Genomic DNA, 24,398 nt, shown 5'->3' with positions numbered 1-24,398 from the left:
GCGCGCTGCTGATGTCCTATTCGCTCGAAGTGCTTCTGCACGGCATTATCGGCCACCTTGGTTCCTGAACACGTGCAGCTGCCAAAAGGAGAGATATTCATGTTCATAGAGCTCGATCTTCAATCGGAAACCCCGATTTACGCACAACTGGTTGACCAAATCATCGAAGGGATCGCCTCCGGCGCGTTGCAGCCGGGCGACCCGCTTCCGTCGGTCCGGAGCTTGGCGGAGGACTTGGGGATCAATCTCCATACCGTCAACAAATCTTACAACTTGCTCAAGCAGGAGGGCTTCCTTCAAGTACACCGGAAAAAGGGCGTTGTCGTTCAGCCCGACGGGATGCCCGGCATGACGGAGGCGTTCGAGGAGAAGCTCCGGCGGCAGCTCCGGTCTCTTGCGGCGGAAGCAGCGGTACGAGGCATGACGGAAGAGGCATTCGCGCAGCAGAGCAGGTCGTTGTATCGGAATACCATTACAAATCGCGGAGGTGAACAGCGTTGACTGCACAGGAGACGATCATGATATCGAGCTTTTATTTATTTATCGCGTTGTTGATCGGCATACAGGCCTATATTGGCTTGCGGACCGTGTTGTTCGGCATCGCGCTGCCGGGGGAGGCCCTGCAAGATACGGCCGTCCAACGCATTCGCCGGAATTACGTTTTGCTCACTGGCGGTTTTGCGATCGTCATCGGAGTAGCTTGCTTTTTCGTGACGCGTCATCAAACGACGGGTCGGAGTATCCTGAGTTGGACGATAGCCATCTTGCTTTTAATGATTGTGTCGGTCTTCGCCATTCGGATCAGCCGGATGTCCGCGCAACGCTTGAAGGCAGCCAGAGGATGGCAGGTTGACGTGCAGACAAAGCGCGCAGCAAGCCTCGCGGTCGGCCGAACGCATGGTTCGGTGCTGGGCTCTTGGTGGTATTCGGCGCATGTCGCCGTGATGGCGCTATGCATCTTCTTTGCCGTTGCGAGATGGGACGCGATTCCGCAGTCGTTCGCGATACATATGGGGCCGAACGGCTTGCCGGATGTTTACATTTCCAAATCCGTACGGACCGTGTTCATGATGAACATCGTGCAAGCGCTAATGATCGCGTTATTCGCCGGCTATAATCTGATGATCCGCCGCGCCAGGACATCGCTGGATCCCCAGGACCGGGAAGGTTCGTTGCGGAAACAGTTGAAGCTCAAGAAAATCCATTCGATTGCGGCGTGGGGCATTTCGCTGCTGGGGATTGCAAACTTAGGGTTGTTGCAAGCCGTAATACTGTACGGCTGGAAACTCAATTTGCTTATCCGCTACAACGTCTCGTTCATAGCGGTGTTCTTCTTGACGCTGCTCGGCGTCTTGCTTTACCTGCGGTTCCGAGGTCTTGATCAGCAAAGGGACGTTCCGTCGCAGGAGGAGAGGCACTGGAAGTGGCTCGGCAGCATGTACGCGAACCCCGAAGACCCGGCCTTATTCGTTCCGGATCGATACGGATTCGGATGGACGATCAATATGGCTAATCCGCGCGGCAAGATCATAGCCGCTGCGACGATAGCCGTTCTGGCGACCGCCATTTTCGTACCCATTCTCATTTTTCGATAAATAAAGCAATCTCTTGGAGGGAGAGTTCAAAGAATGAAAAGTCGATGGATCATAGGAGCTTTGCTATCTTCGTGTCTGCTGCTCGCCTTCTGCGACGACAACACAGCACTGGCAGAGAAGCCAAGTGCTGTTCCGATAACCGTGCGAATGGCGGCAAAGGACTCGCCTTCGGACGAGGCTTTGCTCACCTACGAAGCAACCCGGAAAGTTGCAAAGGAAAAGGCAGATCTACTCACGAAAACTTACGGTACGAACAGCGTGCAGTATGCCCTTATCGATCATGGCCGCATCGTCGTATCCGGCCAATCCGGCAAGAATGACGAGAAGGGACAGAAGCCGCTCACGAAAGACACGATGTACGGGATCGGCTCGACGAGTAAAATGTTTACAACGGTTGCCGTCATGCAGTTGGTCGACCAAGGGAAAATCGATCTCGATACGCCGGTCGTCCGGTATATTCCCGAGTTTGCGATGAAGGATGAACGCTACAAGCAGATTACGCCGCGCATGCTGCTGAATCATTCTTCCGGTCTGAACGGATCGTCGATGACGAACGCCTTTTTATTCGAAGATAACGATACTTACGCCTACGATACTCTGCTGAAGCAACTGGCCGGCCAGACCTTAAAGGCGGACCCGGGCGCTTATTCTGTTTACTGCAATGACGGATTTACGCTGGCCCAGATTCTGGTCGAGCGAGTCAGCGGCATGGACTTTACCTCTTATATCCATCGATATATGACAGAGCCTCTGGGTATGGCCAATACGGCGACGCCGCTCGATTCTCCGGACGAAGCGAAGATGGCCGGACTCTATTATCCTGCCTACACAGGACAACTCCCCAACGAGACAAGCAGCTTGATCGGAATTGGAGGCATCTATTCCACAGCGGAAGATTTGGCTCGATTCTCGCAAATTTTCACGGGGAAAGCAGAAGAAGTGTTGTCCGGCAAATCGGCTGCGGCCATGGCGCAAGACGAATTCAAGACGCCTTTGTGGCCTGACGATGCGGACAGCTCATTCGAATACGGTCTCGGCTGGGACAGCGTCAATCCGTATCCCTTCAGCGAATACGGGATGAAGGCGCTGACCAAAGGCGGGGACACACTTCTCTACCACTCTTCGCTCGTTGTGCTTCCCGGGCAGGACATGGCGGCAGCTGTCGTCACTTCCGGCGGGAGCAGCGTGTACAATCAGCTTCTGGCGAATGAAATCCTGCTGCGGGCGCTGAAGGAGAAGGGGACAATTGCCGAATTCAAGCCTGAAAAGTCGTACGGTGTGCCGGTAAAGGCCGATATGCCGGAATCCGTGCAGCAGTATTCGGGAATCTATGGCGCGTTCAGTGGAACGATAAACATCGATATTACCAAAGGCGGCGTCATGTCCGTCACTTCGGAGCAGTCGCCCGATACTCCGGCTCAGATCTTCGGGTATTCGGCGGACGGCACGTTCCGGAGTGCGTATGGGAATACGATCATCAGCTTCGTGACGGAGGAGAACGGCCGCACCTACTTATGGCTTCGTCAATACGCTTCGTTGCCGGGTCTTGGGCAGAAGGCGATATCGGAGTACAACGCCGAGAAGCTCCGGCCCCAGGATCTTCCGGCAGAGACTCGAAAAGCATGGATGAAGCGCGACGGCAAGAAGTATTATCTGCTGAACGAGAAGTATACGTCGATCGTTTATTTGATGATGCAGCCCTTCCAATTGAATGTGTCGAAACAATTGCCGGGGTACGTGTCGGATAAGCGAATAACGGGCCCGAATACGGCCGTCTCCGAATTGCAAATTCCAGGAATGAGCGGGCGGGATCTTTCAGCCTATACGTTCTTTACACAGGATGGTGCAGAGTACCTGGATGTTGGCGGAAGCATTTTAGTGAATGAGGACGCCGTGAACCCCATCTACGTCGCTAAGAAGTCAATCGTTACGATTCCGTCGAACGGCTACGCCCGATGGTATTCGGTAAGCGACAAAGACGGGGGCAAGATCGTTAAGGTGAACATGCCCTCGAATGCTTCCTTCGCTGTTTATAATGCGAAGGGAACATGCGTCTACTTCAGTGTCGTCGGAGGCAAGGATCAGGTCGAACTGCCCGCGGGAGGAGCCATTGTTTTCGCCGGAGATGCCGGCACGAAGTTCGAGATTTCCGCGGAGTAAACGTCGCTATAAGTATTTCATAACTGGATTAAGATACAGTCCTGCGTATAAGAAAGAAGAAAGTTCCTCAAGAAAAGTTGGTCCGTAGTGGATTTGGAAAGGGGAAAGAACGAAGCGGTATCTGGAGGGGGGACCTTTGCTTGCGGAAAGCAAAAGCCCCCCCTCATTAAATCGCTTTTAAGATAACGCAGGATAACGGCACTCTACGGAGCGTTTATTGAGAAGGGAACACTTAATCAATATTCTAGAAATACGGGAGGTGGACAATATGGATTGCCAGAAGGTGGGGAGACTCATTCTGAGTCTCCGAAAAGAGAAAAACATGACTCAGAAAGATTTAGCCGATCTTATGAATATTAGCGATAAGACGATTTCCAAATGGGAACGCGGTTTAGGGTGCCCAGACGTGTCCTTGTTAAGCGAGTTATCCAAGAGTCTGGGAGTAAATATCGAGAAGATTTTATTGGGGGAACTGGATCCGAATGAAGAGAATAGAGGGAATATGAAGAACATCAATTTTTACGTATGTCAAAGTTGCAGCAATATCATAACCAGTACAGGTTCAACAAGCATTTCGTGTTGTGGCAGGATTTTGGAGCCGATGCTTTCAAATATTGAGAACGATGAGCACCAAATAACCGTTGATGAGATTGAAGATGATTACTTTATTAAAATTCAACATGAGATGAGCAGAGATCATTATATAGCCTTTATTGCTTATATCTCTTACGATAGGGTGCTGATCGTAAGATTGTACCCTGAACAAGCCGCAGAAGTGCGTTTCCCAAAAATGTACGGCGGAACGTTATATACGTACTGCAATCGGCACGGATTATGGAAACATGAGAAAACGAAGCGCAGAACAAGGAGAATTAACTGAAATGAAAAAAGCACTTCTAATTATAGACATGCAGGTTATGCCTTTTGTATGGAAAAATTTCGGTGGAAAATCTCTTTATCAAGAAGAAAAATTGCTTGCCAATACCAAGCGCTTGATTGAAAAAGCCCGCAAGAGCAACTCACCCATTTTCTATATCATGTTTACCGAGCGTGAAGGCTCACTGAGATCCGAGAATCAACCGCTGTGGCGAGTACACGAGCAGATCGCTCCCGTTGAACACGATCATATCATTATTAAATCTCATGCGGATTCGTTTCTGGAATCGGGGCTCCACAATCAGCTTAAGGACCTCTGTATCGACACTTTAATTATGTGCGGAATCCAGACCGAGTATTGTGTGGACACGACCGTGAAGAGTGGTTTTTCTCATGGTTATCAAGTAGAATTGGTGAAGGATTGCCACAGTACCTATGATACCGACGAATTAACGGCAGAAAAAATAATAAACCATCACAATAGCATTCTTGCTCAATTTGCTGCTATTGTTCTCACCAATGAAGTCCAGTTTTAGAATCAGACTGACAGCGCAGAGAACCGTACCATAAGTGACGGTACACACTTTAAGAAATATCAGCAGATTAATATAAAAAAACAACCAATCCTACAGATCGGCTGCCATATTTTTTTGTATTTCCTATTTAGCCGCTAATTTTATAGCTTGCTCTTCAGCTTCTTTATATCCTTTTTGTAATACTTCATTTCTGTCCAGAATGGCTGTTCCTTGTACTCGAATGGTTTCAAAATCTTCGATTCCAATCAGATGAAACATGGACTTCAAAAATTTATGCGAGTACTCCACTTCGGTATAATAGTCATTATTGGTGAATATTGATCCACTGGCTTGAATGACAACGATGCTTCTTCCATCGTTGAGAAGACCGACGGATCTTCTTCCATTGTCCGATGCAGTATCGGTATATGTAAAAGTTTCCCTCGCAATCATAATATTATCCATATAATCCTTTAGTTTTGAGGGGATATTGAAGTTATGCAACGGATAAACAATGACATACTTATTCGCACTTTTGAATTGCTTCAATATCTCATTCATGCGGTCTGTTACTTCTTTTTCTTGACTTGTTAATTTTTCCCCATCCTTTTGTTTCGCCCATGCGCTTAGAACTTTTTTATCTAACAGGGGTACTTCATCTTCGTACAGATTAATTTGTTCAATGACTTCATCAGTTGAATGCTTCTTTTTGTATACTTTCAAGAAGTAATGAAATACATTTAGACTCGCAGAGGTTTTAGAATCAAATACGGGGTGTGCATTGATGATAAGCAATTTACTCATGTATATTTTCCTCCTAAATTGAAAAGTTTATTATTATCGATCAACTTAATCGACGATTAGTATAATCCATAATATATTTTCCCCAATGGCATGTCAACTTTCAGCCATATAATTTACGTAAATTTACAAAATGAAATTGATGCTATACTATGTTTTTGTATACCTCTTACCATGAAAGCGGGTGATGTGATCGATGCAGTACAGTGTAATGGTTGAATATGCTTTGCATAGCCTTGTTTATTTAATAGACATACCGGAAGAGGAAAGTATAGGAATAAAAGATCTTTCAGAATTTCAAGGGCTTTCGGAAACGTATCTCTCGAAAGTTTTCGGTAAATTGACTAAGGCTGGTATTGTGAGCTCTACACCTGGTGTAAAGGGAGGATATAAATTAGCTAAACTTCCCGAGGAGATCTCGTTTTGGGATGTAGTTGAAGCGGTTGAAGGAAAGAAACCTATTTTTCAATGTAAAAATATATTAAAAACGAATGTCATGTATAAAGATAATGAAGAATGTACGTCATGCACTCAAAGTAATCCTTTATGTACAATTAACTTGACGATGTTGGAAGCAGAAGAGCATATGCGAAAGGTTTTACGTAATAAAACTCTTGCTTGGTTGAATAAGGAACTAGATCATGTTTTACCTGAGAACGTGCGAGCTGGTAGCCGCAACTATTTTAAGAATAAAAATTCAGACTAAAACTTATAAGAAAGCAGTAAGTTCAAAGAAAGTGACGGGGCACGTGACGATGGTTGAGATGCTAACGAATGATTTGCTTGCGTTGCATGATCGGATTCAACAAGCTGGAGCCCATATTGATAAAGAACCTGAATTTACTAATGATTTCGGTTATTTCACCTTCTACGATCCGGACGGGCATTATATTCGGGCGGTCGAAGAAAGAGGCGTGTCTTTCGATTTGAAACAAAAAATAAGATAAAAAAGAATGGATGTGATCAGATAGTGAAAACAATAGGACTTATAGGCGGCATGAGTTGGGAATCATCCATGCTCTATTACCAGATCATCAATGAGAGGGTAAAAGAAAGGAAAGGTGGACACCACTCAGCAAAGAGTCTGCTATATTCCGTAGATTTTCAAGAAATCAAGGATCTCCAGCATCAAGGGAATTGGACCGAGGCTACGAAGATCATGATGAATCGGCACAAAAACTTGAAGCAGGCGGAGCCGAAGTCATCGTCATATGTACGAATACGATGCACAAGATGGCGCCCGAAGTAATGAACTCGGTATCGATTCCTTTACTTCATATTGCAGATGCAACAGCAAATAAAATTGTTAGCGATCATATCAAGAAGGTGGCTTTGTTAGGGACCGCTTTTACTATGGAGGAACCATTTTACAAGGGCAGACTTGTCGATCGGTTTGGACTTGAGGTGGTTGTTCCGGATGAAGCGGATCGAGTAGTCATTCACGATATCATCTATAACGAGCTTTGTCTTGGAATAATAAATGAACATTCAAAGAAAAGATATCTAGACATCATTGACAGTCTTATCCGTAAGGGAGCGGAAGCTGTTATTCTCGGATGTACGGAAATCGCAATGCTCATCTCAAAAGACGACTGTAATATCCCGATTTATGATACAACACGGCTTCATGCCGAGGCTGCCGTTGATTATGCGTTAGGAGACGAGGAGTCAAAATGAAAGAATAAAATGGTGTCAAGCGAGCGAATGGGCAGGGGAACGGCCCGGCCGCTTCCAATCCGAAGCGGATGTGCGTAAGACCGCGCTTTTGCATGAACGTCACGATCCGCTCATAGAAAGAGGACGCTCCGGGCTCGTTATTGGCGACGCCGATGGTATGAGGTGCTGTTAGTTTCTGGTTTTAACCGCTAACCCGCTAAAAGATATTGGTCCTACTACATCTACTCTTGTATTTGCAGTTAGGTTTTCTGCTGTGACTGTGTAAGCATGAGTACCTGCCCTTACATTTCTATCTTCAGCTTGGAAGGTAACGATATAATTTTGCTCCGAACCTTTAGATTCGATACCTTGCTGTGTGTTGAAAATTTCTTTATTGCCACGGAAGACTCTAAAGCGAATTTGCGCAATGCCTTTAACACCTCTGACACCAACGGATGCCACCAAATCTACCCGGTTCGGTTGTGAATTCGCTGGAATTCGTACAGCGATCGATGCAATGCCAGATCTTTGCGGGGAACGTCGAATCGTAAACGATTTGGCCGGGTTGAAGCGGCTAAGCGGTTGAACGGCCGCTTTATCAAGGATACGTACCAAAAAATCAGCTCCTCTTGTTTAATGCTCCAATTTATGTCAGTTATAAAGGGAACGATTGGGCACATATAAGATGCTTACATAGATTTGTGTTAAAAATGGGGTCTTGGCCCAATGCTTTAGTAAAATCAATGAAAGGGCTATCTTTGACATAGACATGTAAAGTAAATTTATCCACTAGATAAGGGGTTATTGTTCTTCGCGGACACAGGAGACGCTAATTGTGACAAACGACCCGATTGCGGCCAGTTTGCGGACAGACGATCCTTTATTCGCGGCAAAAGCGTAAAAATAAGCCCTGCGACGAACGGATAACGGAACCAATGTCCGCCGAAACAGCGAATAAGCGGTTTTGACGCAAAATAACGGTCGTACGGTCCGGTTAGCAATTTCTCGATGCAACGTCATTGGTAATTGAGCGAACTATTTCTGTCTGTTTTCAATATGAGCCTTACGGCAAGGGAGGATGAAAAACGTGTTAAATTATAAAAAACCAAGGTTCTGGGTACTTGTTTTCTCCATTGTCATTATCATAGCAGTTGGGATTGGATGGATAGCAAATTCTAAAATGAAGGGGATCGATGAATTAGAACAAATGACCGGCTCAAAGAATATACCATCAGGTGAAGAAGTTTCTTTTGAACAACCGGAGCAATCCGCAGAAGAAATATTAAGAGACCTAGCAAATCAACAGTTTCCAATTAAAGGGAACCAAATTGGTGATGATGATCAAGAAACCGTTGCAGCATTTGGTAAAGCTTTTGTAAATTTATATAACGGAGCTATTGCAGAACAAAAAGCAGTATCATTTCAAAATTATATATCTAACGAGAATCTTCTAAAATTTACAAATAAAATGTTAGAGTTAGAACAAAGAAAGGAACAAAAGGGAGGCATCGGTGTAATTTTCGGTTTGGAAAATGAATTCAAGGAAGCAGAGTTCATGAAACTTGATGAAAATCTCTACTACGTAAGTTTACCTTTTTCGAACCAAGGGTCTGGAATGAACTTCAAGATGTTAGTTCAAGCTGAAAACAAGGCATTAAAAATGGTTGATTTGTACTTTGGAAACAAGGATGGTGTTGATACGATTGTAACGGGTCATCCCGCTGTTAGAAAACTTCATGATCCAACACTATGGGATGACCCAATATGGGTTGATGGCGTTTTTGAACAGCTTGAAAATATGAATCTGAACTGAACGATTGAGCATGTTTGTTCATAACAAGCCTCGGCGACCGGCATCGGCGAGGCGAAAAATGCAACAGCACCCTCTAATTTGATCGAGAGGTGCTGTTGTTATTTGAATGCTTTAATATTCTCCTTTAATGACAAAAAACGAGCCCCGAATGGTTCCAGCCAGTTTAGACTTCTGCCTGGCAAACTTAAACTTTCCTTCTAACTCCTGCGGTACCTCCATCCCCTCGGAAAGCTTAAAACCAACAGCACGCTTCTTAGGGTCATCAACCGTATACAAGACGTTGACCTCTAGCCCATCCTCATAAAAGACGTAAGCCCATTGGATATTTTCCACTTGAAAACGCGACGTTTCCAAAGGTTTGGCCGCAAACTCAAGATCACGTTCTTCTTTCAAAATTCGGTTCACATAATCAAGCGTTTCCTGGCTTTCGCTGGCCGGTACAACTGTAAATTCATGCTTATATTTGTTCATAAAGTAACGGGCTTCATTCGCGCGTAAACCGGCAAGCGCTTCTGCTACGGGCGAAGATTCTAAACCAACCGTAGATACATTTTTAAAATCAACGATATAAGACATGTCCATCCCTCCTAAAAGTTTTGCGAGCGTTACTTCTCAGAACCTACTTCGAGCAAAACTCGCATCGGAAGCTTTCACTTATCTCTTCATTTTCTTACAACAGGAATCCACATTTCACCAAATACGAGGCCGTTTCGCTGCCCCATCTCAACCGTTGCGTTTGGCCCGCCAACATAGGCAAAATTCTGCGCTTCCGGCAAGACTTGTCCAAAGGCAATGCCGGTAAGCAGATTGCTCAACTCATCGGACGTCTTCGCTTCCCCTTTGACAACGAGGTATTCCCCTTTAGGAAATTGGATTACTCTGGTCGCTTCCGGTACCGACGCCTCTGTCATGACGCCGGCATAATACATCATCTTGTTATTCACCGCTTCGTTCACGGCAAAAATGTAGTCATTTGCGGCTACGGCCTTTAAAGTGTCAAGCCTTCCATCTTGTTTCACTGCCTCCCAAAAGTCTGCTTTTTCCTTGTTTATGCCAACATAATCTGTGTAATCGCTCTGAAGCTCCTTTCCAATACCTAAAACGATAAAGCTGTCTTTTTCTTCAAGGGTATAATTTGTCATGTTCAAAACCTTCCTTTTTTAAATTAATCAAATGATTTGTCTTTTCACTTGATGGGTTTATAATAACCTTAAATCATGTCAAAAAGTGATACTGTTTAGGGGGGCCCGATGAAAAAAGTTGAACGGATTAATATTATCATGCGATATATCAACAACCGCGCCCACTTTACCATTTCTGAAATCATGCGAGAATTTAACATTTCTCGTTCGACGGCTATTCGGGATATCCGGGAAATCGAAGCCATGGGGATGCCGCTTGTCGCTGAAGTCGGAAGGGATGGGGGTTATTTTGTCATGAACAACTCTGTCTTGCCCACGGTCCGCTTTACCGATAATGAGATCAAAGCTCTTTTTATTGCCTTTATGGCCACAAGAAACCAACAACTCCCTTATCTGAAGAGCCGTCAGTCTTTAGCTGAAAAATTGCTAGGCCTCATCTCGGAAAACCAGCAAGACGACCTTGTTGTTTTGAATCAAATCTTGCTTTTTGAAGGGACCAATCCCCATAATCCCGACCTGCTTGATCTGTCGGACTTGCCCCATCCGATGTTGGAAAAACTCATCCAAATCCTTCTTACGGACAGTTACTTATTGGTTTCCATCAAGGAAGAGAAGGTTATCAAGTCTTATCCCGTTTATCTCTTGCATCTATATCGTGAAAAAAGCCTATGGCAAATTGAAGGCTTCGACTTAGAGGAAGAAAAGAGACGGATTATTCCAGTCGACAATCTTGTCGATGTAGAACCATACCCTGCGAAAAAAAGAACAAGCAAGAAAAAGATATTAGAAAAACTAAATAAGCAGGAAGAATCCATCAACCTTGTCGTTGAACTTGGTCCCAAGGCGATTGCTCAGTTCAAAAAATACCATCCTGTAAGAATTTCAATTTCCTATACGAATCCTTATCAAACTACAGCCATTCTAAAGACTTGTATCCATGTTGACAATTCGGAAGAATTGACCGAAATGACAAATTGGCTGCTTTTCTTAGGTGGGGATATCAAGGTCCGGGAAATGCCGGAAGAACTCTTAGAAGGTTTACAAGAGAGATTATTCCTATACTGCCCATAAGCAGTGCCGGTTAAACTCTAACGCAGCGATAGAGCAATATAGATAAAAAAGAAAGCCCTTTCTAAAGGGCTCTGAATTCATATAAAAGGGGTCTGTGTTTGTCTACGGTTTGATCGCTTTGATAACGGCAGAGACAATATAATCCTCCGCCTTCGACCCAGGAACCCAATCTTTGATAAATGACCTGGATTCCTCTTTCGGCTCGACCACTACATTTTGAAATCCACTTTGCGTAAGCATCGTTTTCAGCTCATCAACGAACGAGGCCCCGGATATACACCCCGAATATAAAACATCCAAGTCGTTTTTTATTTCCACTGGAAGTTCTGCTGTCGTTACGACATCGGAAATAGCCAGACGCCCGCCGTAGCGCAGGACGCGGAATGCTTCATCAAACACTTGTTGTTTATCCGGCGAAAGATTGATGACACAGTTGGAAATGATAACATCCACCGTTTGATCCGGAACCGGTAAATGCTCGATCTCCCCTAGCCGAAAATCTGTGTTCGCGAACCCGCCTTTGACGGCGTTGTTGCGGGTGCGACTCACCATTTCCGGCGTCATATCGACCCCGATCACATGGCCGGTTTCCCCGACTTGCCGAGACGCCAGAAAACAATCGAAACCGCCGCCGCTGCCGAGGTCCAATACTACTTCTCCCGGTTTAAGCTCCGCGATAGCTTGCGGATTGCCGCAACCAAGACCAAGGTTTGCACCGTCCGGAACAGCGGTTAATTCTTCGGATGAATAGCCCAACTGCGAAGAAACGTCATGGGCCGATCCGCAGCAGCTTGAAGCTGGCGAGCAGCACGAACCCGACTCCACTTCTTGCAACGCGATTTCCTTATAACGGCTGCGTACATTTTGGCGAATTTGATCGTTCGTTACTTGATTCATGAATCATCTCTCCTTCACTTTTTTATAAGGATAGTTATTTGCAAATTGCAAATATTTTAGAAAAAAGATCACCCGCAAGAAGGGGTTGAACAGCATTGGCCGGATTTCGCCATCGCTTCGTTTAATAGCTTGATCGAGCGAATGACGGTATCTTTTTCAAAATCGTTCATGTGCGAAAAAATTTCGTTTAAATAGTCGTTCATTTGTTGGTCAATCGACGCCGCAACATACTTGCCTTCCGTCGTTAGGGAAAGCAGATTTACCCTCCGGTCGTCCGGATTGGGCGTTTTCTTCACTAATTTCATCTTGATTAACGATTGGACTTGTCGGCTGAATGTCGTTATATCTGTCCCTAATGCCTCTGCTACTTGCTGGATAGAAGGCTTATGCTGGCGATCGATTTCGTAAAGGATATGGCTTTGAATTAAGGAGATGTCGCAGCCGCCGGCAGAACAGCAGTTTTTATTCAGAAAGCCAAAGCGACGAGTCATGATTTGAAACAGTTCACGTACATTTTCCACGGTGCCTCACCTCATGAAACAGTTATACCGCATTTATTTGCAATTTGCAAGTGTAAAATTTGCCTTATCTTAGGAAATGGGTTGTGAGGGGGGGGTTCAATATTGATTTTTTTTCATAAATAAATAACAATATAGTTATATAGTTTTGATATGGGGTGATCATCATGACAATGGAATTTGAAAAGATTGCAGATATTCTGAAAGCTCTTGCCGATCCGACAAGGCTGAAAATCCTTTCTTTGCTCCGTATTCGCGATTGCTGCGTGTGTGAACTGGTTCCCATCTTTAACATTTCCCAGCCAGCCATTTCTAAACATGTAAGCCGTCTGAAAACGGCTGAACTGGTCCGCGAAACGCGAAAGGGGCAATGGGTGTTCTACTCCATCAATGAGAAGCGGTTAGAGGAAATTGGTTATGCTTTGTCCCATTTGCCTGATCTATCCGAGGAGCTGCGGAAATTGGAGCAACAAGGAATGACGGTTACATGCGAGTGAAGGGGGTACAGCAAGTGAGAAAACAAGAGAAAAAGCGACTCTCATTTCTGGATCGCTATTTGACGTTATGGATTTTTGTTGCGATGGCGATAGGAATTGGCTTGGGTTACGTATTTCCTAACTTTGTCGCCGGTTTGAATGAATTTCAAGTCGGAACCACGTCGATACCGATTGCGCTTGGTCTCATTTTAATGATGTATCCGCCGCTGGCGAAAGTACGATACGAGGAAATCGGCCGTGTCTTTCGAAATGGCAAAGTGTTAACCATTTCATTGATTCAAAACTGGCTTATCGGCCCGATCTTAATGTTTTTCCTGGCTATTATTTTTCTCCAAGGCTATCCCGAATATATGGTCGGCCTGATTATGATCGGTTTAGCCCGTTGTATTGCAATGGTTATCGTTTGGAACGATTTGTGCAGAGGGGATGCCGAGTACGCAGCGGGACTCGTTGCTTTCAACTCGATCTTTCAAGTTTTGTTTTACTCCGTCTACACCTATATCTTTGTTACGATTTTGCCGGGATGGTTCGGGTTGGAAGGCGTCGTTGTTGACATTACGATGGCCGAAGTTGCCAAGAGCGTGTTCATTTATTTAGGGATACCTTTTCTGGCCGGGATGATTACGCGCTATTCGCTTGTAAAAGCAAAAGGGCGGTCCTGGTACGAGACGGTCTTTATTCCGAAAATCAGTCCCATTACACTGATCGCTTTATTGTTTACGATCATCGTCATGTTCTCGCTGAAAGGCGAAATGATTATCCAATTGCCGTTCGATGTCGTGAGGATCGCGATTCCGCTCTTGATTTACTTTGTTGTCATGTTCCTGATTTCGTTTTTCATGGGCAAAAAAGCAGGGGCTAGTTATCCTGTGACTTCTACACTGGCATTTACCGCCTCGGGCAATAACTTCGAGCTGGCGATTGCCGTGGCCGTTGGGGTGTTTGGTATTCACTCCGGAGCGGCATTTGCGGCAGTGATCGGGCCTCTTGTGGAAGTTCCCGTGATGATTGCCTTGGTGAACGTCGCGCTCCGATTCCAGCGGAAGTATTTTCCAAAGCAAGCAGCTTAATATAATAAACAGGAGGACCACCATGTCAGAAAACAAAAAACTCGTTTATTTTCTTTGTACGGGAAACTCTTGCCGCAGCCAAATGGCGGACGGCTGGTTGAAGGCGCTCGGTAATGATCGCTACGATGTGAAAAGCGCCGGGCTGGAAGCGCATGGACTGAATCCGCGCGCCGTCCAGGTGATGAAGGAACCTGGTGTGGATATAAGCGGTCATACTTCGGACGTCATCGATCCGGAGATTTTGAATCGGGCTGACTATGTGATTACGTTATGTGGCCATGCAGAAGAACATTGTCCGGTGATTTCGAATAAAAACGTTTACGTTTGATCAGATAGCAGGCTACATAGATACGGGGTTATTGAATTTAAAACACGCCGCCATCCTACACCGGCTGACGATTCTAGAAGATGTCTATTGCCTTCTACTTTGTCCATTTTAAGCTCTTCTGAATATGTTTGAGGACATCGGAATGATTCTCGTAATAGTCAGTCGGCATATCAAAGGACACTTCTAGAACTTGATCGGCGCTCTCTACAAGGATGACCTGTATCACATTAGAAATCAATGTGTTGCTTTGCGCGTCATCGGCATTGGCTTTGAAGGTCATTAGTGTCATGTTCTTATGAAGCTCCGTTTTATCGCTGAGCGCATAGATGCCTTTGTAGGTCTCCTCTTCCCAGTCGATAAACATGCTTTTATAGACTTCCCTTGGATAAGGAAAAGAGTAGATGTAGAAAAAGCCGACTTTTTTGCCTTCGAAGTTCAGTTCGTACTTGAGTTCGTCGCTCATTTGCCCCAAAAAAGTCCATTCGTCCGGAATCTCCAACTCGACTCCTTTGAACGCGACGGTCTGATAATTCCCTGCTGTCTCCGGGGAACTACAGCCGCCCATCATTAGCGCAACCATGAGCAAGCATAACAATAGGGTGTATCTTTTCATTCGGTACCGCTCCTTTGTATATCCAAATATAATCTCTATAGTACTTTCGGTACTTTGAAAATAATTGTTTAGCTTTTGTCCATTTTAGGTTCGATTGGCAAGTTTAAAAATAATTCTCCATCATTTTCTTTAAATAATTTCGAAAGTCTTCAACATATGTTTTGGGCTCTACTATTTTTAGATTTGTACCGAAACTTGCCAAGAATTGAAATCCAATACTGTTTTGAGGAACAGTGATTGTCGCTAAGAAAAATTCGGAACTATAGTTCTCAATACTCTTTCGACCGTACCTTTCAATGAAATGATCTTTTACGCTAGGCGAAATCAACGCTCTTACGGCGACTAGTTCCGGATGATAACTTGCTTCACGTTCTTGTTCTAATAAATCATCTCTAGGACTAAATGTTTTTTCATCCATAGTAAGATGATCGATCCTCGATAATTTAAATGTTCTATATCTCATGCGTTGTAAGCAGAATCCTTTCAAATACCAACTCGCTTCACTAAAATGGAGCTGATATGGCTCGACAATTCGATTCGTGTTAGTGCCATTTTTATCAAGGTAATCAAATGAAATGAACCTTCTCTTTGCTATTGCTTCTTGACATGTCTTCAAGGCTTGACGAATCTCAGAACGACCCCCCCAATCATAAAATGACAGTTGAATCGAACCTTTCGGAGACAATGAGCTAACCATTGATTCTATTTTTTTAATAGTCAATTCAACTTCTTCGCTAATTAGAATTTGTTCCAATCCGCCGAGCGCAGTCAATATATTCTCTAAGTCGGAGCTGCTTAACAGACGTTTATCAAACTTGTATTCATCCATAATCCCGTAGCCGCCATGAACTCCATTAACAGAATAGATAGGGATGTTCGATAAACTCAGCGTTTCCATATCGCGAAGTATCGTTCTTTTGGAAACGTTAAATAATTGTGCGAATTGTTTGGTTGAAACAACATCTTTTTTCAGCAATATCATGATGATTGATATTAATCTCTCGACTTTTTCCATAGTTCTCCTTCTTTTTGTACTTTATTTAGAAATGGTGACATACACCTGTCACCTCTTATCAATTATACTTCATTTATCACAAGAAGGAGGTATTGCTCTATGTCAGCTTTTGTATATTTAAACTTTGATGGAGTTGCGGAACAAGCGATTGATTTTTATTCGAAGGCTTTACATGCGAAAGAAGTAAAACAAGTAAAATTCAAGGATTTCCCGCAAGATCCAAACTATCCATTGCCGGAAAATGAGTTACGTATGATCATGGAGTCTTCCATAGAATTCGCAGGCGGGAAAATCATGATGTCGGATATTTTGCCTTCAATGAAGAGGGTAACAGGTGAGTTAGCGAAAGGAAATAATGTAATAATTAGTCTAGTCATTGATGATAAGCAAAAACTGGAAGAATACTTTAACAATTTGTCTGTCGGCGGCAACGTTACGATGCCGTTATCCAATACGCCTTGGTCTTCGTGCTTTGGAATGCTGGTTGACAAGTTTGGAGTTAACTGGAAATTTAATAGCGATGCAGAAAAGTTCCTTGATAGAGTCATTTCCAACAAACAGTAACTCATTCTATGGAAATTGAAAATTCACTTGACACCGGACGCAGTGGTGATATAGCATATTCCTAATAATTAAAATACGTTGAAAAGGAATAGTACGGTTTTCCAAGCGCCCAGAGAGCTGTTGGACGGTGCGAAACAGCCGTGGAGAAGATCGGAACTCGCCTTGGAGTTGCTCGCTGAACCCGTGAAGTAGGCGGAGCCGGAGCCTGACCGTTATCATCAGGAGGATCGCAGGTTTGTCCGTTTTTGCAAACCCGTATCCGTAGAGTGCATGCCGACGATGGCATGAATTCGGAGTGGTACCGCGTAAGATGTTAAAGTCTTTCGTCTCTGTTCATGGAGATGAAAGGCTTTTTTTGCATGTTCAGTCATTGACAGATAAGACAGGAAATCGATGAAAGGAAGGATATCCATGAAAAATGTTGAAAAGTACGCCAGAGGATATTTTATGCCGCCGGAGACCAGCTTGAATTGGACCCGGAAGGAATATATTACCGAGGCGCCGATTTGGTGCAGCGTCGACCTTCGCGACGGCAATCAGGCATTAATCGTTCCGATGAATCTGGAGGAAAAGCTGGAATACTTCAAATTGCTTGTAGAGACCGGATTCAAGGAGATCGAGGTTGGATTTCCCGCTGCATCGGAAACGGAGTTCGCCTTTTTGCGCACATTGATCGAGCAGGATTTGATCCCGGACGATGTAACGATCCAAGTGCTTACCCAATCGAGAGAGCATATTATCCGCAAAACCTTTGAATCGCTGAAAGGCGCGAAAAAAGCCGTAGTCCATTTGTACAACTCGACCTCCGTGGCGCAGCGGGAACAGGTATTCCGCAAGTCCAAGGAAGAGATTGTCGACATCGCCGTGAGCGGCGCCAAGCTGTTGAAGGAATGCGCGCAGGAGACGGAAGGGAACTTTCAGTTCCAGTATTCGCCGGAGAGCTTTACCGGTACGGAGATCGATTTTGCACTGGACATCTGCAACAGCGTACTCGACGTATGGCAGCCGACGGCGGAGAACCCGGTCATCATCAATCTTCCCGCAACGGTATCCATGTCGATGCCTCACGTCTACGCCAGCCAGATCGAGTATATGAGCGAGCATCTGAATTACCGGGAACATGTGATTTTGTCGGTCCATCCGCATAACGACAGAGGAACGGGTGTGGCGGATGCGGAGCTGGCGATGCTGGCCGGGGCCCAGCGCGTGGAAGGCACGTTGTTCGGAAACGGGGAACGAACAGGGAACGTCGACATTGTGACGCTGGCGCTCAACATGTACTCACATGGGGTAGATCCGAAGCTGAATTTCGAGAACATCCCTGCGATCATCTCCGTGTATGAACGAATGACCAAAATGAGAGTAGGCGAAAGACATCCTTACGGAGGCGAACTGGTGTTCACCGCTTTCTCCGGTTCGCATCAGGATGCCATTGCCAAAGGAATGAAATGGCGCGAGGAACAGGAGCCCCGGCATTGGTCGGTCCCTTATCTGCTGATCGATCCCAAGGACATCGGCAGGGAGTACGAAGGCGATATTATCCGCATTAACAGCCAGTCCGGCAAAGGCGGAATCGGATACGTGCTGCAACTGAAGTACGGACTCGATCTTCCGGCGAAAATGCGCGAAAACTTCGGATACGTCGTGAAAAACGTATCGGATCAGCAGCAAAAGGAGCTGATGCCCGAAGAAATATACGATATTTTCGTGAAAGAGTATGTCAATATAAAAACGCCTGTCGAGTTTGTCAAATACCGCTTTACAGATAATGAAGATTTTCACACCGTTGTCACGATACGAACCGGCGCGGAAGTCAAGGAAATTGAAGGCACCGGAAACGGAAGACTCGATGCGATCAGCAATGCGCTGCAAACCGAACTCGGATTGAATTATACCGATTTGATTTATAAAGAGCACGCTTTGGAAACAGGCTCGAAATCGCAAGCTGTCTCCTATATCGGTATCACGGCTTCAGACGGCAGCGTATATTGGGGTTGCGGCATTGACGTCGATATTATGACCTCATCCGTAAAAGCTCTGTTTAGTGCCGTGAATCGTTTCAGCCGTAATACCACGAACTGATTACTCGCTAACGTAATTGCAGGTTTCGTTAGAGGAAACATAGGATTATTAAACTAAGGGGCTGCTGCAGGCAGCTCCTTTCGTTTTTCATTCCTCGACGGCGATGCCGGCAGCTTTCAAATGCCCGTAGGCAACGATTCTGCTAAATTGAGATGCAACTTCACCCGCAGGAAGAGGCAGATCGTTTTGAATCCACCACATGACAATCCCCATGAAAGACGAGACGAGGTATTCAAGCAGCAATTCCTTGGATACCCCAAAAGGGGAGCTTCCTTGAGCAAGATCCCAGCCTTCATTCAGTTTCTCTTTAATGATGTTCTCCATTTTCGCCCGAAACTGGTAGATTCTATTCTCTTCAATTAACATGGCATAGTAAAAGGTGGTGTTCCGCGAAATATGCTCCAGTACAGTTTGCATGACTGTCTCAAGCGTAGAAATATGGAAAGGACTCATATTGAATGGACATAGTACGACCGCATTCTTTAATTCGCTCAACAACTCATCCATGCATGTATTTAATAAATCAGGTTTATTTTGGTGATGAAGATAAAATGTGTTTCGATTGATCATAGCCCGATCTGCAATATCCTGGATCGTTATCGCTTCATATCCTTTTTCCTCAATAAGCTCATAAAACGCCATTCGAATCGATTGTCTAGTGCGCAGTACTCTCAGATCCGTTTTTCCACTCATGATTTTCGTTCCTCCCCAAATTAATTTAGACCGTTAAGCGACAAAGTTCTATGAATTGTATCTTATCCTGCAAAAACAAAAATATTAAATATTGAGCGTTGTCTTCGTCTCTATTATAATGAGCGAAAGATAAATAAACAACACAATGTTCATTATTTATCTAATGACTATAAACTCTAAGGAGGATATTTACAATGACATTCAACCATCAAAATGAGCTTGTCCTTAAAGCAACCGCTGTGCTGGAAAGTTTAGAGAGCGGCAACCCCGAAGCGATTACGGCTTACGTTCATCCCGACAAATATATTCAGCACAACCAGGCCTTACTCGATGGTCGTGAAGCCATGCTTGGCGCACTTGAACATTTGAAGAAAGTTGGTACAAAAGTAAGCATTAAGCGCACTTTAGTCGACGGAGATTATGTGGCCCTTCATTCCGTATATGATTTTCACGGCCCTAAAGTTGCCTTTGATATTTTCCGTTTTGAGAATGGACTGATCGTCGAACATTGGGACAACTTGCAAGAGATGGCGGACAAGACGCCAAGCAATCATACGATGATTGACGGACCGGTCACGATTAAGGATATCGACAAGACGGACGCAAACAAAACATATGTCAAAAGTTTTGTCGAGAATATCCTGGTTGGGAAGAACCCAAGCCTGCGCGCTTCTTACTTTGACGGGGATAACTACATTCAGCATAGTCCGCATATTGCAGACGGCCTTTCCGGCCTCGATGCCGCATTGCAGGCACTGAAGGAGAAAAATATTGAATTTCAATATACTCATGTTCATCAGGTTATCGGACAAGGCGATTTTGTGCTTACGGCGAGTGAAGGTCTCTTCGACGGTCAGCCTACCGCTTTCTACGATTTGTTCCGCGTTGAGAATGGAAAGATCGCCGAACATTGGGACGTCATCGAGGCCATACTGCCGGCAGAGAAACGAAAGAATTCGAACAGTAGATTTTGAGGTTGGTGTAGCTGAATCGCAAGAAAGACAGAGGAAAACGTATGGGCTTATTTAAAAACAGATTGATTGTTACATTACCCCTTATCGTTATGGCAGTCATCTTCATCTTTAGCCTTGCCATGATTCCCAGCATCAATCCTGCTCCCCATCGCTTGCCCATTGCCATTGTGAATGAGGATCAAGGCTTGACGGCTTCAAACGTAAATATGGGCGATACGGTTGTGTCTAACATTCAGTCGGCAACCTCTGCGAATTCGGATGGAGAGCCGGCGATGAAATGGATCGAAGTTGGCAGCGAAGAAAAAGTAAAAGCAGGACTCGATAACCAGGAATATTATGCGGCATTGGTGATTCCCGAGGATTTTAGCGAGAAGCAAGCATCGCTCATGACGCCGGATCCGTCTTCACCCCGGGTGCGGATTTATATCAACCAAGGCATGAATGCATCGGCGTCTAGTATGGCGGAACAAATGCTAGATCAAGCGATTAGAGGCATGAATGAGGAGATGCGTGCCGAGCTGTTAGCGATTTTCGATCAGCAAGGCGCTGCGGTCTCGACGAAACAAGCCGCCGCGTTCGCTTCGCCTATCGTTAGCGAAGTCATCTATGCGAATGCAATCGGAACGCGCAGTGCCAATGGGAATTCGCCGGTTTTGATGTTCCAACCTTTGTGGATGGCCAGTCTAATCGCAAATGTAATATTCTTGCTTGTAAAAAACAAATCGAATTCCGCGAATCGCAATGAACGGCTTCGGGCGAATATCGTCCAAGTCTTGTGGGGAGCGGTTATTGCTTTGGTAGCTGGATTTAGCTTCACTTGGTTCGCTGAGAGTTGGGGCTTGCACATTTCTCATTTCATGGATACGGCTTTATTTTTGGCCATTGCTTATTTCGCGTTTTTCCTCATGATAGCTGCTGTTTTCTCTTGGATGGGATTGAAAGGCATGATTCTTTTTGTATTGCTCCTATTCTTAGGTGCGCCGCTCCTTAGTCTCGCTCCTGAGTTGTTGTCTCCGTTTTACCGTGATTGGATACTGTCATGGTTGCCGATGCGCTTCTTGGTTGAGGGGCTGCGTGAGTTGTTCTTCTTCGGGCAAGGACTGAGCATGAACCATTCGACAATCGTCTTAATCCGGATCGGCGTCGGCGGCCTGTTGGTCTTGCTTGCATCTGCCTTGAAACGTTCCCGTCAACCGGAACGGAAGCAAAAGGTTGAAATTGCGCATAACCCCTAATAATCATCTCTGTGGGCACCCGTTAGGGTGCCTTTGCTGCCTCTCTGGATTGACTCGGGTACTTAGGAAGGTCAGATGGCATGAAGTTCACGCCAAAGCGACTCGAGTTGTCACAAATGTTTCATACTTCAAATGCTGGAAGAATGTTACGATTAATTTAAATTTATCTTCGTGTAATATATCATTCCTAATCCAACATTTGGAGCGTGATCATATGAATGAACAGAGATTATGCGACAAAAATCAAAAACCTTCTAAACACGATGGAAGATGGTTGTGGATTAAGGTTAATGGTATTCAAGCTGTAAAAGACATCGAGAGAATGGTCATGATCAAAAAAAAGCCATTAAAAGCGAGGTCTTAATGATGTGTTGGACGATTGAGAGGATTATTCATTTCAGCAATGAACAGAAAATCATTGATGGATATTGCCATTTCGGGTTTCATGACCAATATGGAAATCAGTATATTCTCGATCATGATCATCACTGGATTGGTGGAATAGATAAAGATAGCGGTCAACTGTATTGGACAGCTGGGCAAAAAACACAAGAAGCTTGGGTACGGCACGTTCATGTTGATTTACTGAATCCAACATACCTCTCCACTATTGATAAGGAGACTGTTGTAGTTGTAAGCAGCGGCAATAAAAAAATCTTTAAAATAAACTTTATCATCGGTTATGTTGAACTCCTTATCGACGGAGAAAAGTGGGGGCTTAAAGATATTGGAAATTGTGAATATGACCCTAGTGGATTTTTGTGGGTAAATGAAGTTACTGGCTGCAGGGTACATAAGTTTAATCTGGATGGTGAACGGATCATAATCCTTGGAAATGGTGAACCTGGGTTTCAAGAAGGTACGGTATCTTTTGAGAATGTACAATTCAATTGGATTTATGATTTAAGGCGGGGGCCAGACGGAAATATATATGTACTGGATAGCAAGAACTACTGTGTGAGAATGATTAATCCAATTTCGGGAGAAGTCGAACGAGTTGCTGGAAATGGGAAAAGCGGTTATTCTGGGGATGGGGGTTTGGCCATTCATGCAACCTTTGGATCAAATTATGCTGAACAGTTTGATGGACCCTGGTCGCTGTCTTTAGACGAAGAAGGGAATTTATATATCGGAGATACCCAAAATCATGTAGTTCGCATGGTAGATCGTAAAACGGGGATTATTTCCACTATTGCAGGGACAAATCAATTAACCGATGTTACTAATCATAGCCCTTCTTCTGAACCCATTAATCCACTTGAACTTCAACTGCTCAGGATATGTAGTCTTGACTATGCGGATAGTTTATTATTTATTCCTGAGTGGAACGGAGATTTAATTGTATTAGGCAAATCGCCGAACAAACTCCATCCTACAGAAAATAGAAAAAGCAGCAAAAATTAAGAAGGGCCATCCAAATGGGTGGCCTTAAAAATTTCCGTTACAGTCAGCGCGGTCAACCGTATCATAAGTAATTCAGTGCAGTTTTATTGAATCAATGATTAAGGAAATCGGGCGTTTTCGATGTCATGATTGGGTGATTCAAGAGCGCAATCCGAAAGAAATCGATGCATGACTAATGTGCTATACTTAAAAAAGGAATTTGCCCAATTGGAGGGATGGACATGAGCCAAAACAACGCAACAAACAAAATCCCGGCGCAAGTAGGGGAACGCGAGATTACGATCACCCGCGTATTTGACGCTTCGCGCGATCTTGTGTTCGAAGCTTGGACGAAAGAGGAACATCTATCGAAGTGGTGGGGTCCTCAAGGGTTTACGACGACGTTTCAGAAATTTGATATGAAACCGGGCGGTACGTGGCAGTTTATCATGCACAGTCCTGATGGCGTTGATTTTCCCAACACCAACGACTTTGTCGAGGTTGTTACACCCGAGCGAATCGTCTTCAAACATGCTGTGTTTCCCCATTTTCTGGCGACGGCAATCTTTGAGGATCTGGGTGGTAAGACCAAACTAACTTACAGAACCGTTTTTGAAGAAACTTCCGCTGCATTCGATAAGGTAAAAACATATGCCGTCCCAGGCGCCGAACAGACCATGGATCGTCTTGAGGAGCATCTGGCAAGTCTGTCTCAAAAGTAAGAGACCAACATCATTGCACCGAATTTATGGGCTGCCGCGCCGCGTCGAGCCCTTTTTTAACATTATAGAATTTATAAAATTTTGGGGTGGGCAGGGCTTCCGCCTCGTTTTTGTTTTTGGTAAGGTTAGGATATGGAGACGAACGTGCTAAAACGAATCTTCTTTGATGAACATGGAC

26 protein-coding genes, 2 pseudogenes and 1 other annotated feature are annotated in these 24,398 nt (G+C 44.7%); of the genes and pseudogenes, 19 read left to right on the top strand and 9 right to left on the bottom strand.

Annotated elements, in window-relative coordinates; translation table 11 throughout:
- Positions 1 to 99 precede the first annotated feature (99 nt).
- The 5 genes from KQI79_RS07550 (at position 100) to KQI79_RS07530 (ending at position 5,167) form a co-directional block, all read left to right on the top strand.
- Positions 100 to 501, top strand: a complete 402-nt coding sequence (locus tag KQI79_RS07550; protein WP_216537623.1) for a GntR family transcriptional regulator — start codon at positions 100 to 102, stop codon at positions 499 to 501.
- Positions 498 to 1,595 (top strand): DUF5808 domain-containing protein, encoded by a 1,098-nt coding sequence (locus tag KQI79_RS07545; protein ID WP_216537622.1) that lies wholly within the window; start codon positions 498 to 500, stop codon positions 1,593 to 1,595. Before KQI79_RS07550 ends, KQI79_RS07545 begins: the two co-directional genes overlap by 4 nt.
- 33 nt (positions 1,596 to 1,628) lie before the next feature.
- Complete coding sequence (locus tag KQI79_RS07540) at positions 1,629 to 3,755, top strand: serine hydrolase domain-containing protein (protein WP_216537621.1); 2,127 nt, start codon at positions 1,629 to 1,631, stop codon at positions 3,753 to 3,755.
- Positions 3,756 to 4,023: 268 nt separating this feature from the next.
- Positions 4,024 to 4,635 carry a helix-turn-helix domain-containing protein gene (locus KQI79_RS07535; protein WP_216537620.1) on the top strand — a complete coding sequence of 204 codons (612 nt, stop codon included), beginning with the start codon at positions 4,024 to 4,026 and terminating at the stop codon, positions 4,633 to 4,635.
- 1 nt (position 4,636) lies between these two features.
- Positions 4,637 to 5,167, top strand: a complete 531-nt coding sequence (locus KQI79_RS07530) for a cysteine hydrolase family protein (protein ID WP_216537619.1) — start codon at positions 4,637 to 4,639, stop codon at positions 5,165 to 5,167.
- 123 nt (positions 5,168 to 5,290) lie between these two features.
- Here KQI79_RS07530 and KQI79_RS07525 read toward each other — a convergent pair whose 3' ends face one another.
- Positions 5,291 to 5,950, bottom strand: a complete 660-nt coding sequence (locus KQI79_RS07525) for an FMN-dependent NADH-azoreductase (RefSeq protein WP_216537618.1) — start codon at positions 5,948 to 5,950, stop codon at positions 5,291 to 5,293.
- Positions 5,951 to 6,143: 193 nt separating this feature from the next.
- On the opposite strand from KQI79_RS07525, the gene KQI79_RS07520 reads away from it, so the two are divergent.
- From KQI79_RS07520 to KQI79_RS07510, 3 genes and pseudogenes are all read left to right on the top strand, one after another.
- Positions 6,144 to 6,653, top strand: a complete 510-nt coding sequence (locus tag KQI79_RS07520) for an RrF2 family transcriptional regulator (protein ID WP_216537617.1) — start codon at positions 6,144 to 6,146, stop codon at positions 6,651 to 6,653.
- Positions 6,589 to 6,894, top strand: coding sequence for a VOC family protein (locus KQI79_RS28175; RefSeq protein ID WP_356710368.1), 306 nt, complete (start codon positions 6,589 to 6,591; stop codon positions 6,892 to 6,894). The genes KQI79_RS07520 and KQI79_RS28175 overlap by 65 nt, the downstream gene beginning before the upstream one ends.
- Positions 6,895 to 6,917: 23 nt before the next feature.
- A pseudogene (locus KQI79_RS07510) lies at positions 6,918 to 7,624 on the top strand (aspartate/glutamate racemase family protein).
- A gap of 168 nt (positions 7,625 to 7,792) precedes the next feature.
- On the opposite strand, the gene KQI79_RS07505 reads toward KQI79_RS07510, so the two are convergent.
- A complete protein-coding gene (locus tag KQI79_RS07505; protein WP_216537615.1) occupies positions 7,793 to 8,218 on the bottom strand; it encodes an exosporium protein C in 426 nt (141 codons plus the stop codon).
- A 472-nt stretch (positions 8,219 to 8,690) separates the two neighbouring features.
- On the opposite strand from KQI79_RS07505, the gene KQI79_RS07500 reads away from it, so the two are divergent.
- Entirely contained in the window at positions 8,691 to 9,416 is a 726-nt protein-coding gene (locus KQI79_RS07500) for a hypothetical protein (RefSeq protein ID WP_216537614.1), read from the top strand.
- Positions 9,417 to 9,527: 111 nt separating this feature from the next.
- Here the strand turns inward: KQI79_RS07500 and KQI79_RS07495 are convergent, their stop codons facing one another.
- Positions 9,528 to 9,992, bottom strand: a complete 465-nt coding sequence (locus KQI79_RS07495; protein ID WP_216537613.1) for a phage tail protein — start codon at positions 9,990 to 9,992, stop codon at positions 9,528 to 9,530.
- Positions 9,993 to 10,078: 86 nt separating this feature from the next.
- Complete coding sequence (locus KQI79_RS07490) at positions 10,079 to 10,558, bottom strand: GyrI-like domain-containing protein (protein WP_216537612.1); 480 nt, start codon at positions 10,556 to 10,558, stop codon at positions 10,079 to 10,081.
- A 108-nt stretch (positions 10,559 to 10,666) separates the two neighbouring features.
- Here KQI79_RS07490 and KQI79_RS07485 point away from each other — a divergent pair, with 108 nt between their 5' ends.
- Positions 10,667 to 11,629, top strand: a complete 963-nt coding sequence (locus KQI79_RS07485; RefSeq protein ID WP_216537611.1) for a helix-turn-helix transcriptional regulator — start codon at positions 10,667 to 10,669, stop codon at positions 11,627 to 11,629.
- Between the two features lie 102 nt (positions 11,630 to 11,731).
- Here the strand turns inward: KQI79_RS07485 and KQI79_RS07480 are convergent, their stop codons facing one another.
- A complete protein-coding gene (locus tag KQI79_RS07480; protein ID WP_216537610.1) occupies positions 11,732 to 12,526 on the bottom strand; it encodes an arsenite methyltransferase in 795 nt (264 codons plus the stop codon).
- Between the two features lie 68 nt (positions 12,527 to 12,594).
- A complete protein-coding gene (locus KQI79_RS07475; protein ID WP_216537609.1) occupies positions 12,595 to 13,047 on the bottom strand; it encodes a MarR family winged helix-turn-helix transcriptional regulator in 453 nt (150 codons plus the stop codon).
- Positions 13,048 to 13,217: 170 nt separating this feature from the next.
- Here KQI79_RS07475 and KQI79_RS07470 point away from each other — a divergent pair, with 170 nt between their 5' ends.
- From KQI79_RS07470 to KQI79_RS07460, 3 genes and pseudogenes are all read left to right on the top strand, one after another.
- Positions 13,218 to 13,541 carry an ArsR/SmtB family transcription factor gene (locus KQI79_RS07470; protein WP_216537707.1) on the top strand — a complete coding sequence of 108 codons (324 nt, stop codon included), beginning with the start codon at positions 13,218 to 13,220 and terminating at the stop codon, positions 13,539 to 13,541.
- A gap of 14 nt (positions 13,542 to 13,555) precedes the next feature.
- The gene (gene arsB / locus KQI79_RS07465; RefSeq protein WP_290370025.1) at positions 13,556 to 14,611 is read left to right on the top strand and encodes an ACR3 family arsenite efflux transporter; all 1,056 of its coding nucleotides are present in this window, start codon (positions 13,556 to 13,558) and stop codon (positions 14,609 to 14,611) included.
- A gap of 22 nt (positions 14,612 to 14,633) precedes the next feature.
- Positions 14,634 to 14,930, top strand: a pseudogene (locus KQI79_RS07460) (arsenate reductase/protein-tyrosine-phosphatase family protein); the annotation flags it as partial.
- A gap of 103 nt (positions 14,931 to 15,033) precedes the next feature.
- Here KQI79_RS07460 and KQI79_RS07455 read toward each other — a convergent pair.
- The gene (locus KQI79_RS07455; RefSeq protein ID WP_216537607.1) at positions 15,034 to 15,552 is read right to left on the bottom strand and encodes a hypothetical protein; all 519 of its coding nucleotides are present in this window, start codon (positions 15,550 to 15,552) and stop codon (positions 15,034 to 15,036) included.
- A gap of 103 nt (positions 15,553 to 15,655) precedes the next feature.
- On the bottom strand, positions 15,656 to 16,567 hold the full coding sequence (locus tag KQI79_RS07450; RefSeq protein ID WP_216537606.1) for a helix-turn-helix transcriptional regulator: 912 nt from the start codon (positions 16,565 to 16,567) through the stop codon (positions 15,656 to 15,658).
- Positions 16,568 to 16,666: 99 nt separating this feature from the next.
- On the opposite strand from KQI79_RS07450, the gene KQI79_RS07445 reads away from it, so the two are divergent.
- Positions 16,667 to 17,131, top strand: coding sequence for a VOC family protein (locus KQI79_RS07445; RefSeq protein ID WP_216537605.1), 465 nt, complete (start codon positions 16,667 to 16,669; stop codon positions 17,129 to 17,131).
- Positions 17,132 to 17,200: 69 nt separating this feature from the next.
- Positions 17,201 to 17,465 (top strand) — a binding site (T-box leader).
- Positions 17,466 to 17,542: 77 nt separating this feature from the next.
- The gene (leuA, locus tag KQI79_RS07440) at positions 17,543 to 19,213 is read left to right on the top strand and encodes a 2-isopropylmalate synthase (RefSeq protein WP_216537604.1); all 1,671 of its coding nucleotides are present in this window, start codon (positions 17,543 to 17,545) and stop codon (positions 19,211 to 19,213) included.
- Between the two features lie 87 nt (positions 19,214 to 19,300).
- On the opposite strand, the gene KQI79_RS07435 is transcribed toward leuA, so the two are convergent.
- Positions 19,301 to 19,906, bottom strand: coding sequence for a TetR/AcrR family transcriptional regulator (locus KQI79_RS07435; protein ID WP_216537603.1), 606 nt, complete (start codon positions 19,904 to 19,906; stop codon positions 19,301 to 19,303).
- A gap of 194 nt (positions 19,907 to 20,100) precedes the next feature.
- On the opposite strand from KQI79_RS07435, the gene KQI79_RS07430 reads away from it, so the two are divergent.
- From KQI79_RS07430 to KQI79_RS07415, 4 genes are all read left to right on the top strand, one after another.
- A complete protein-coding gene (locus KQI79_RS07430) occupies positions 20,101 to 20,880 on the top strand; it encodes a nuclear transport factor 2 family protein (protein ID WP_216537602.1) in 780 nt (259 codons plus the stop codon).
- A 41-nt stretch (positions 20,881 to 20,921) separates the two neighbouring features.
- On the top strand, positions 20,922 to 22,115 hold the full coding sequence (locus tag KQI79_RS07425) for a YhgE/Pip domain-containing protein (protein WP_216537601.1): 1,194 nt from the start codon (positions 20,922 to 20,924) through the stop codon (positions 22,113 to 22,115).
- Positions 22,116 to 22,478: 363 nt separating this feature from the next.
- Positions 22,479 to 23,519 (top strand): NHL repeat-containing protein, encoded by a 1,041-nt coding sequence (locus KQI79_RS07420; protein WP_216537600.1) that lies wholly within the window; start codon positions 22,479 to 22,481, stop codon positions 23,517 to 23,519.
- 221 nt (positions 23,520 to 23,740) lie between these two features.
- Entirely contained in the window at positions 23,741 to 24,220 is a 480-nt protein-coding gene (locus tag KQI79_RS07415) for an SRPBCC family protein (RefSeq protein WP_216537599.1), read from the top strand.
- Positions 24,221 to 24,398 lie beyond the last annotated feature (178 nt).

The sequence above is a fragment of the Paenibacillus sp. MSJ-34 genome (assembly GCF_018918005.1).
GTDB lineage: Bacteria > Bacillota > Bacilli > Paenibacillales > Paenibacillaceae > MSJ-34.
This window is presented reverse-complemented; position numbering and strand designations above follow the sequence as displayed.

What these genes read in the sequence shown, in the direction of transcription:
- KQI79_RS07480 (WP_216537610.1), bottom strand. Translation starts at nt 12,526, where the DNA reads ATGAATCAAGTAACGAACGATCAAATTCGCCAAAATGTACGCAGCCGT.
- KQI79_RS07470 (WP_216537707.1), top strand. Translation starts at nt 13,218, where the DNA reads ATGGAATTTGAAAAGATTGCAGATATTCTGAAAGCTCTTGCCGATCCG.
- KQI79_RS07445 (WP_216537605.1), top strand. Translation starts at nt 16,667, where the DNA reads ATGTCAGCTTTTGTATATTTAAACTTTGATGGAGTTGCGGAACAAGCG.
- leuA (WP_216537604.1), top strand. Translation starts at nt 17,543, where the DNA reads ATGAAAAATGTTGAAAAGTACGCCAGAGGATATTTTATGCCGCCGGAG.
- KQI79_RS07430 (WP_216537602.1), top strand. Translation starts at nt 20,101, where the DNA reads ATGACATTCAACCATCAAAATGAGCTTGTCCTTAAAGCAACCGCTGTG.
- KQI79_RS07530 (WP_216537619.1), top strand. Translation starts at nt 4,637, where the DNA reads ATGAAAAAAGCACTTCTAATTATAGACATGCAGGTTATGCCTTTTGTA.
- KQI79_RS07490 (WP_216537612.1), bottom strand. Translation starts at nt 10,558, where the DNA reads ATGACAAATTATACCCTTGAAGAAAAAGACAGCTTTATCGTTTTAGGT.
- KQI79_RS07450 (WP_216537606.1), bottom strand. Translation starts at nt 16,567, where the DNA reads ATGGAAAAAGTCGAGAGATTAATATCAATCATCATGATATTGCTGAAA.
- KQI79_RS07525 (WP_216537618.1), bottom strand. Translation starts at nt 5,950, where the DNA reads ATGAGTAAATTGCTTATCATCAATGCACACCCCGTATTTGATTCTAAA.
- KQI79_RS28175 (WP_356710368.1), top strand. Translation starts at nt 6,589, where the DNA reads ATGTTTTACCTGAGAACGTGCGAGCTGGTAGCCGCAACTATTTTAAGA.
- KQI79_RS07535 (WP_216537620.1), top strand. Translation starts at nt 4,024, where the DNA reads ATGGATTGCCAGAAGGTGGGGAGACTCATTCTGAGTCTCCGAAAAGAG.
- KQI79_RS07435 (WP_216537603.1), bottom strand. Translation starts at nt 19,906, where the DNA reads ATGAGTGGAAAAACGGATCTGAGAGTACTGCGCACTAGACAATCGATT.
- KQI79_RS07495 (WP_216537613.1), bottom strand. Translation starts at nt 9,992, where the DNA reads ATGTCTTATATCGTTGATTTTAAAAATGTATCTACGGTTGGTTTAGAA.
- KQI79_RS07420 (WP_216537600.1), top strand. Translation starts at nt 22,479, where the DNA reads ATGATGTGTTGGACGATTGAGAGGATTATTCATTTCAGCAATGAACAG.
- KQI79_RS07415 (WP_216537599.1), top strand. Translation starts at nt 23,741, where the DNA reads ATGAGCCAAAACAACGCAACAAACAAAATCCCGGCGCAAGTAGGGGAA.
- KQI79_RS07425 (WP_216537601.1), top strand. Translation starts at nt 20,922, where the DNA reads ATGGGCTTATTTAAAAACAGATTGATTGTTACATTACCCCTTATCGTT.
- KQI79_RS07485 (WP_216537611.1), top strand. Translation starts at nt 10,667, where the DNA reads ATGAAAAAAGTTGAACGGATTAATATTATCATGCGATATATCAACAAC.
- KQI79_RS07550 (WP_216537623.1), top strand. Translation starts at nt 100, where the DNA reads ATGTTCATAGAGCTCGATCTTCAATCGGAAACCCCGATTTACGCACAA.
- KQI79_RS07455 (WP_216537607.1), bottom strand. Translation starts at nt 15,552, where the DNA reads ATGAAAAGATACACCCTATTGTTATGCTTGCTCATGGTTGCGCTAATG.
- KQI79_RS07520 (WP_216537617.1), top strand. Translation starts at nt 6,144, where the DNA reads ATGCAGTACAGTGTAATGGTTGAATATGCTTTGCATAGCCTTGTTTAT.
- KQI79_RS07540 (WP_216537621.1), top strand. Translation starts at nt 1,629, where the DNA reads ATGAAAAGTCGATGGATCATAGGAGCTTTGCTATCTTCGTGTCTGCTG.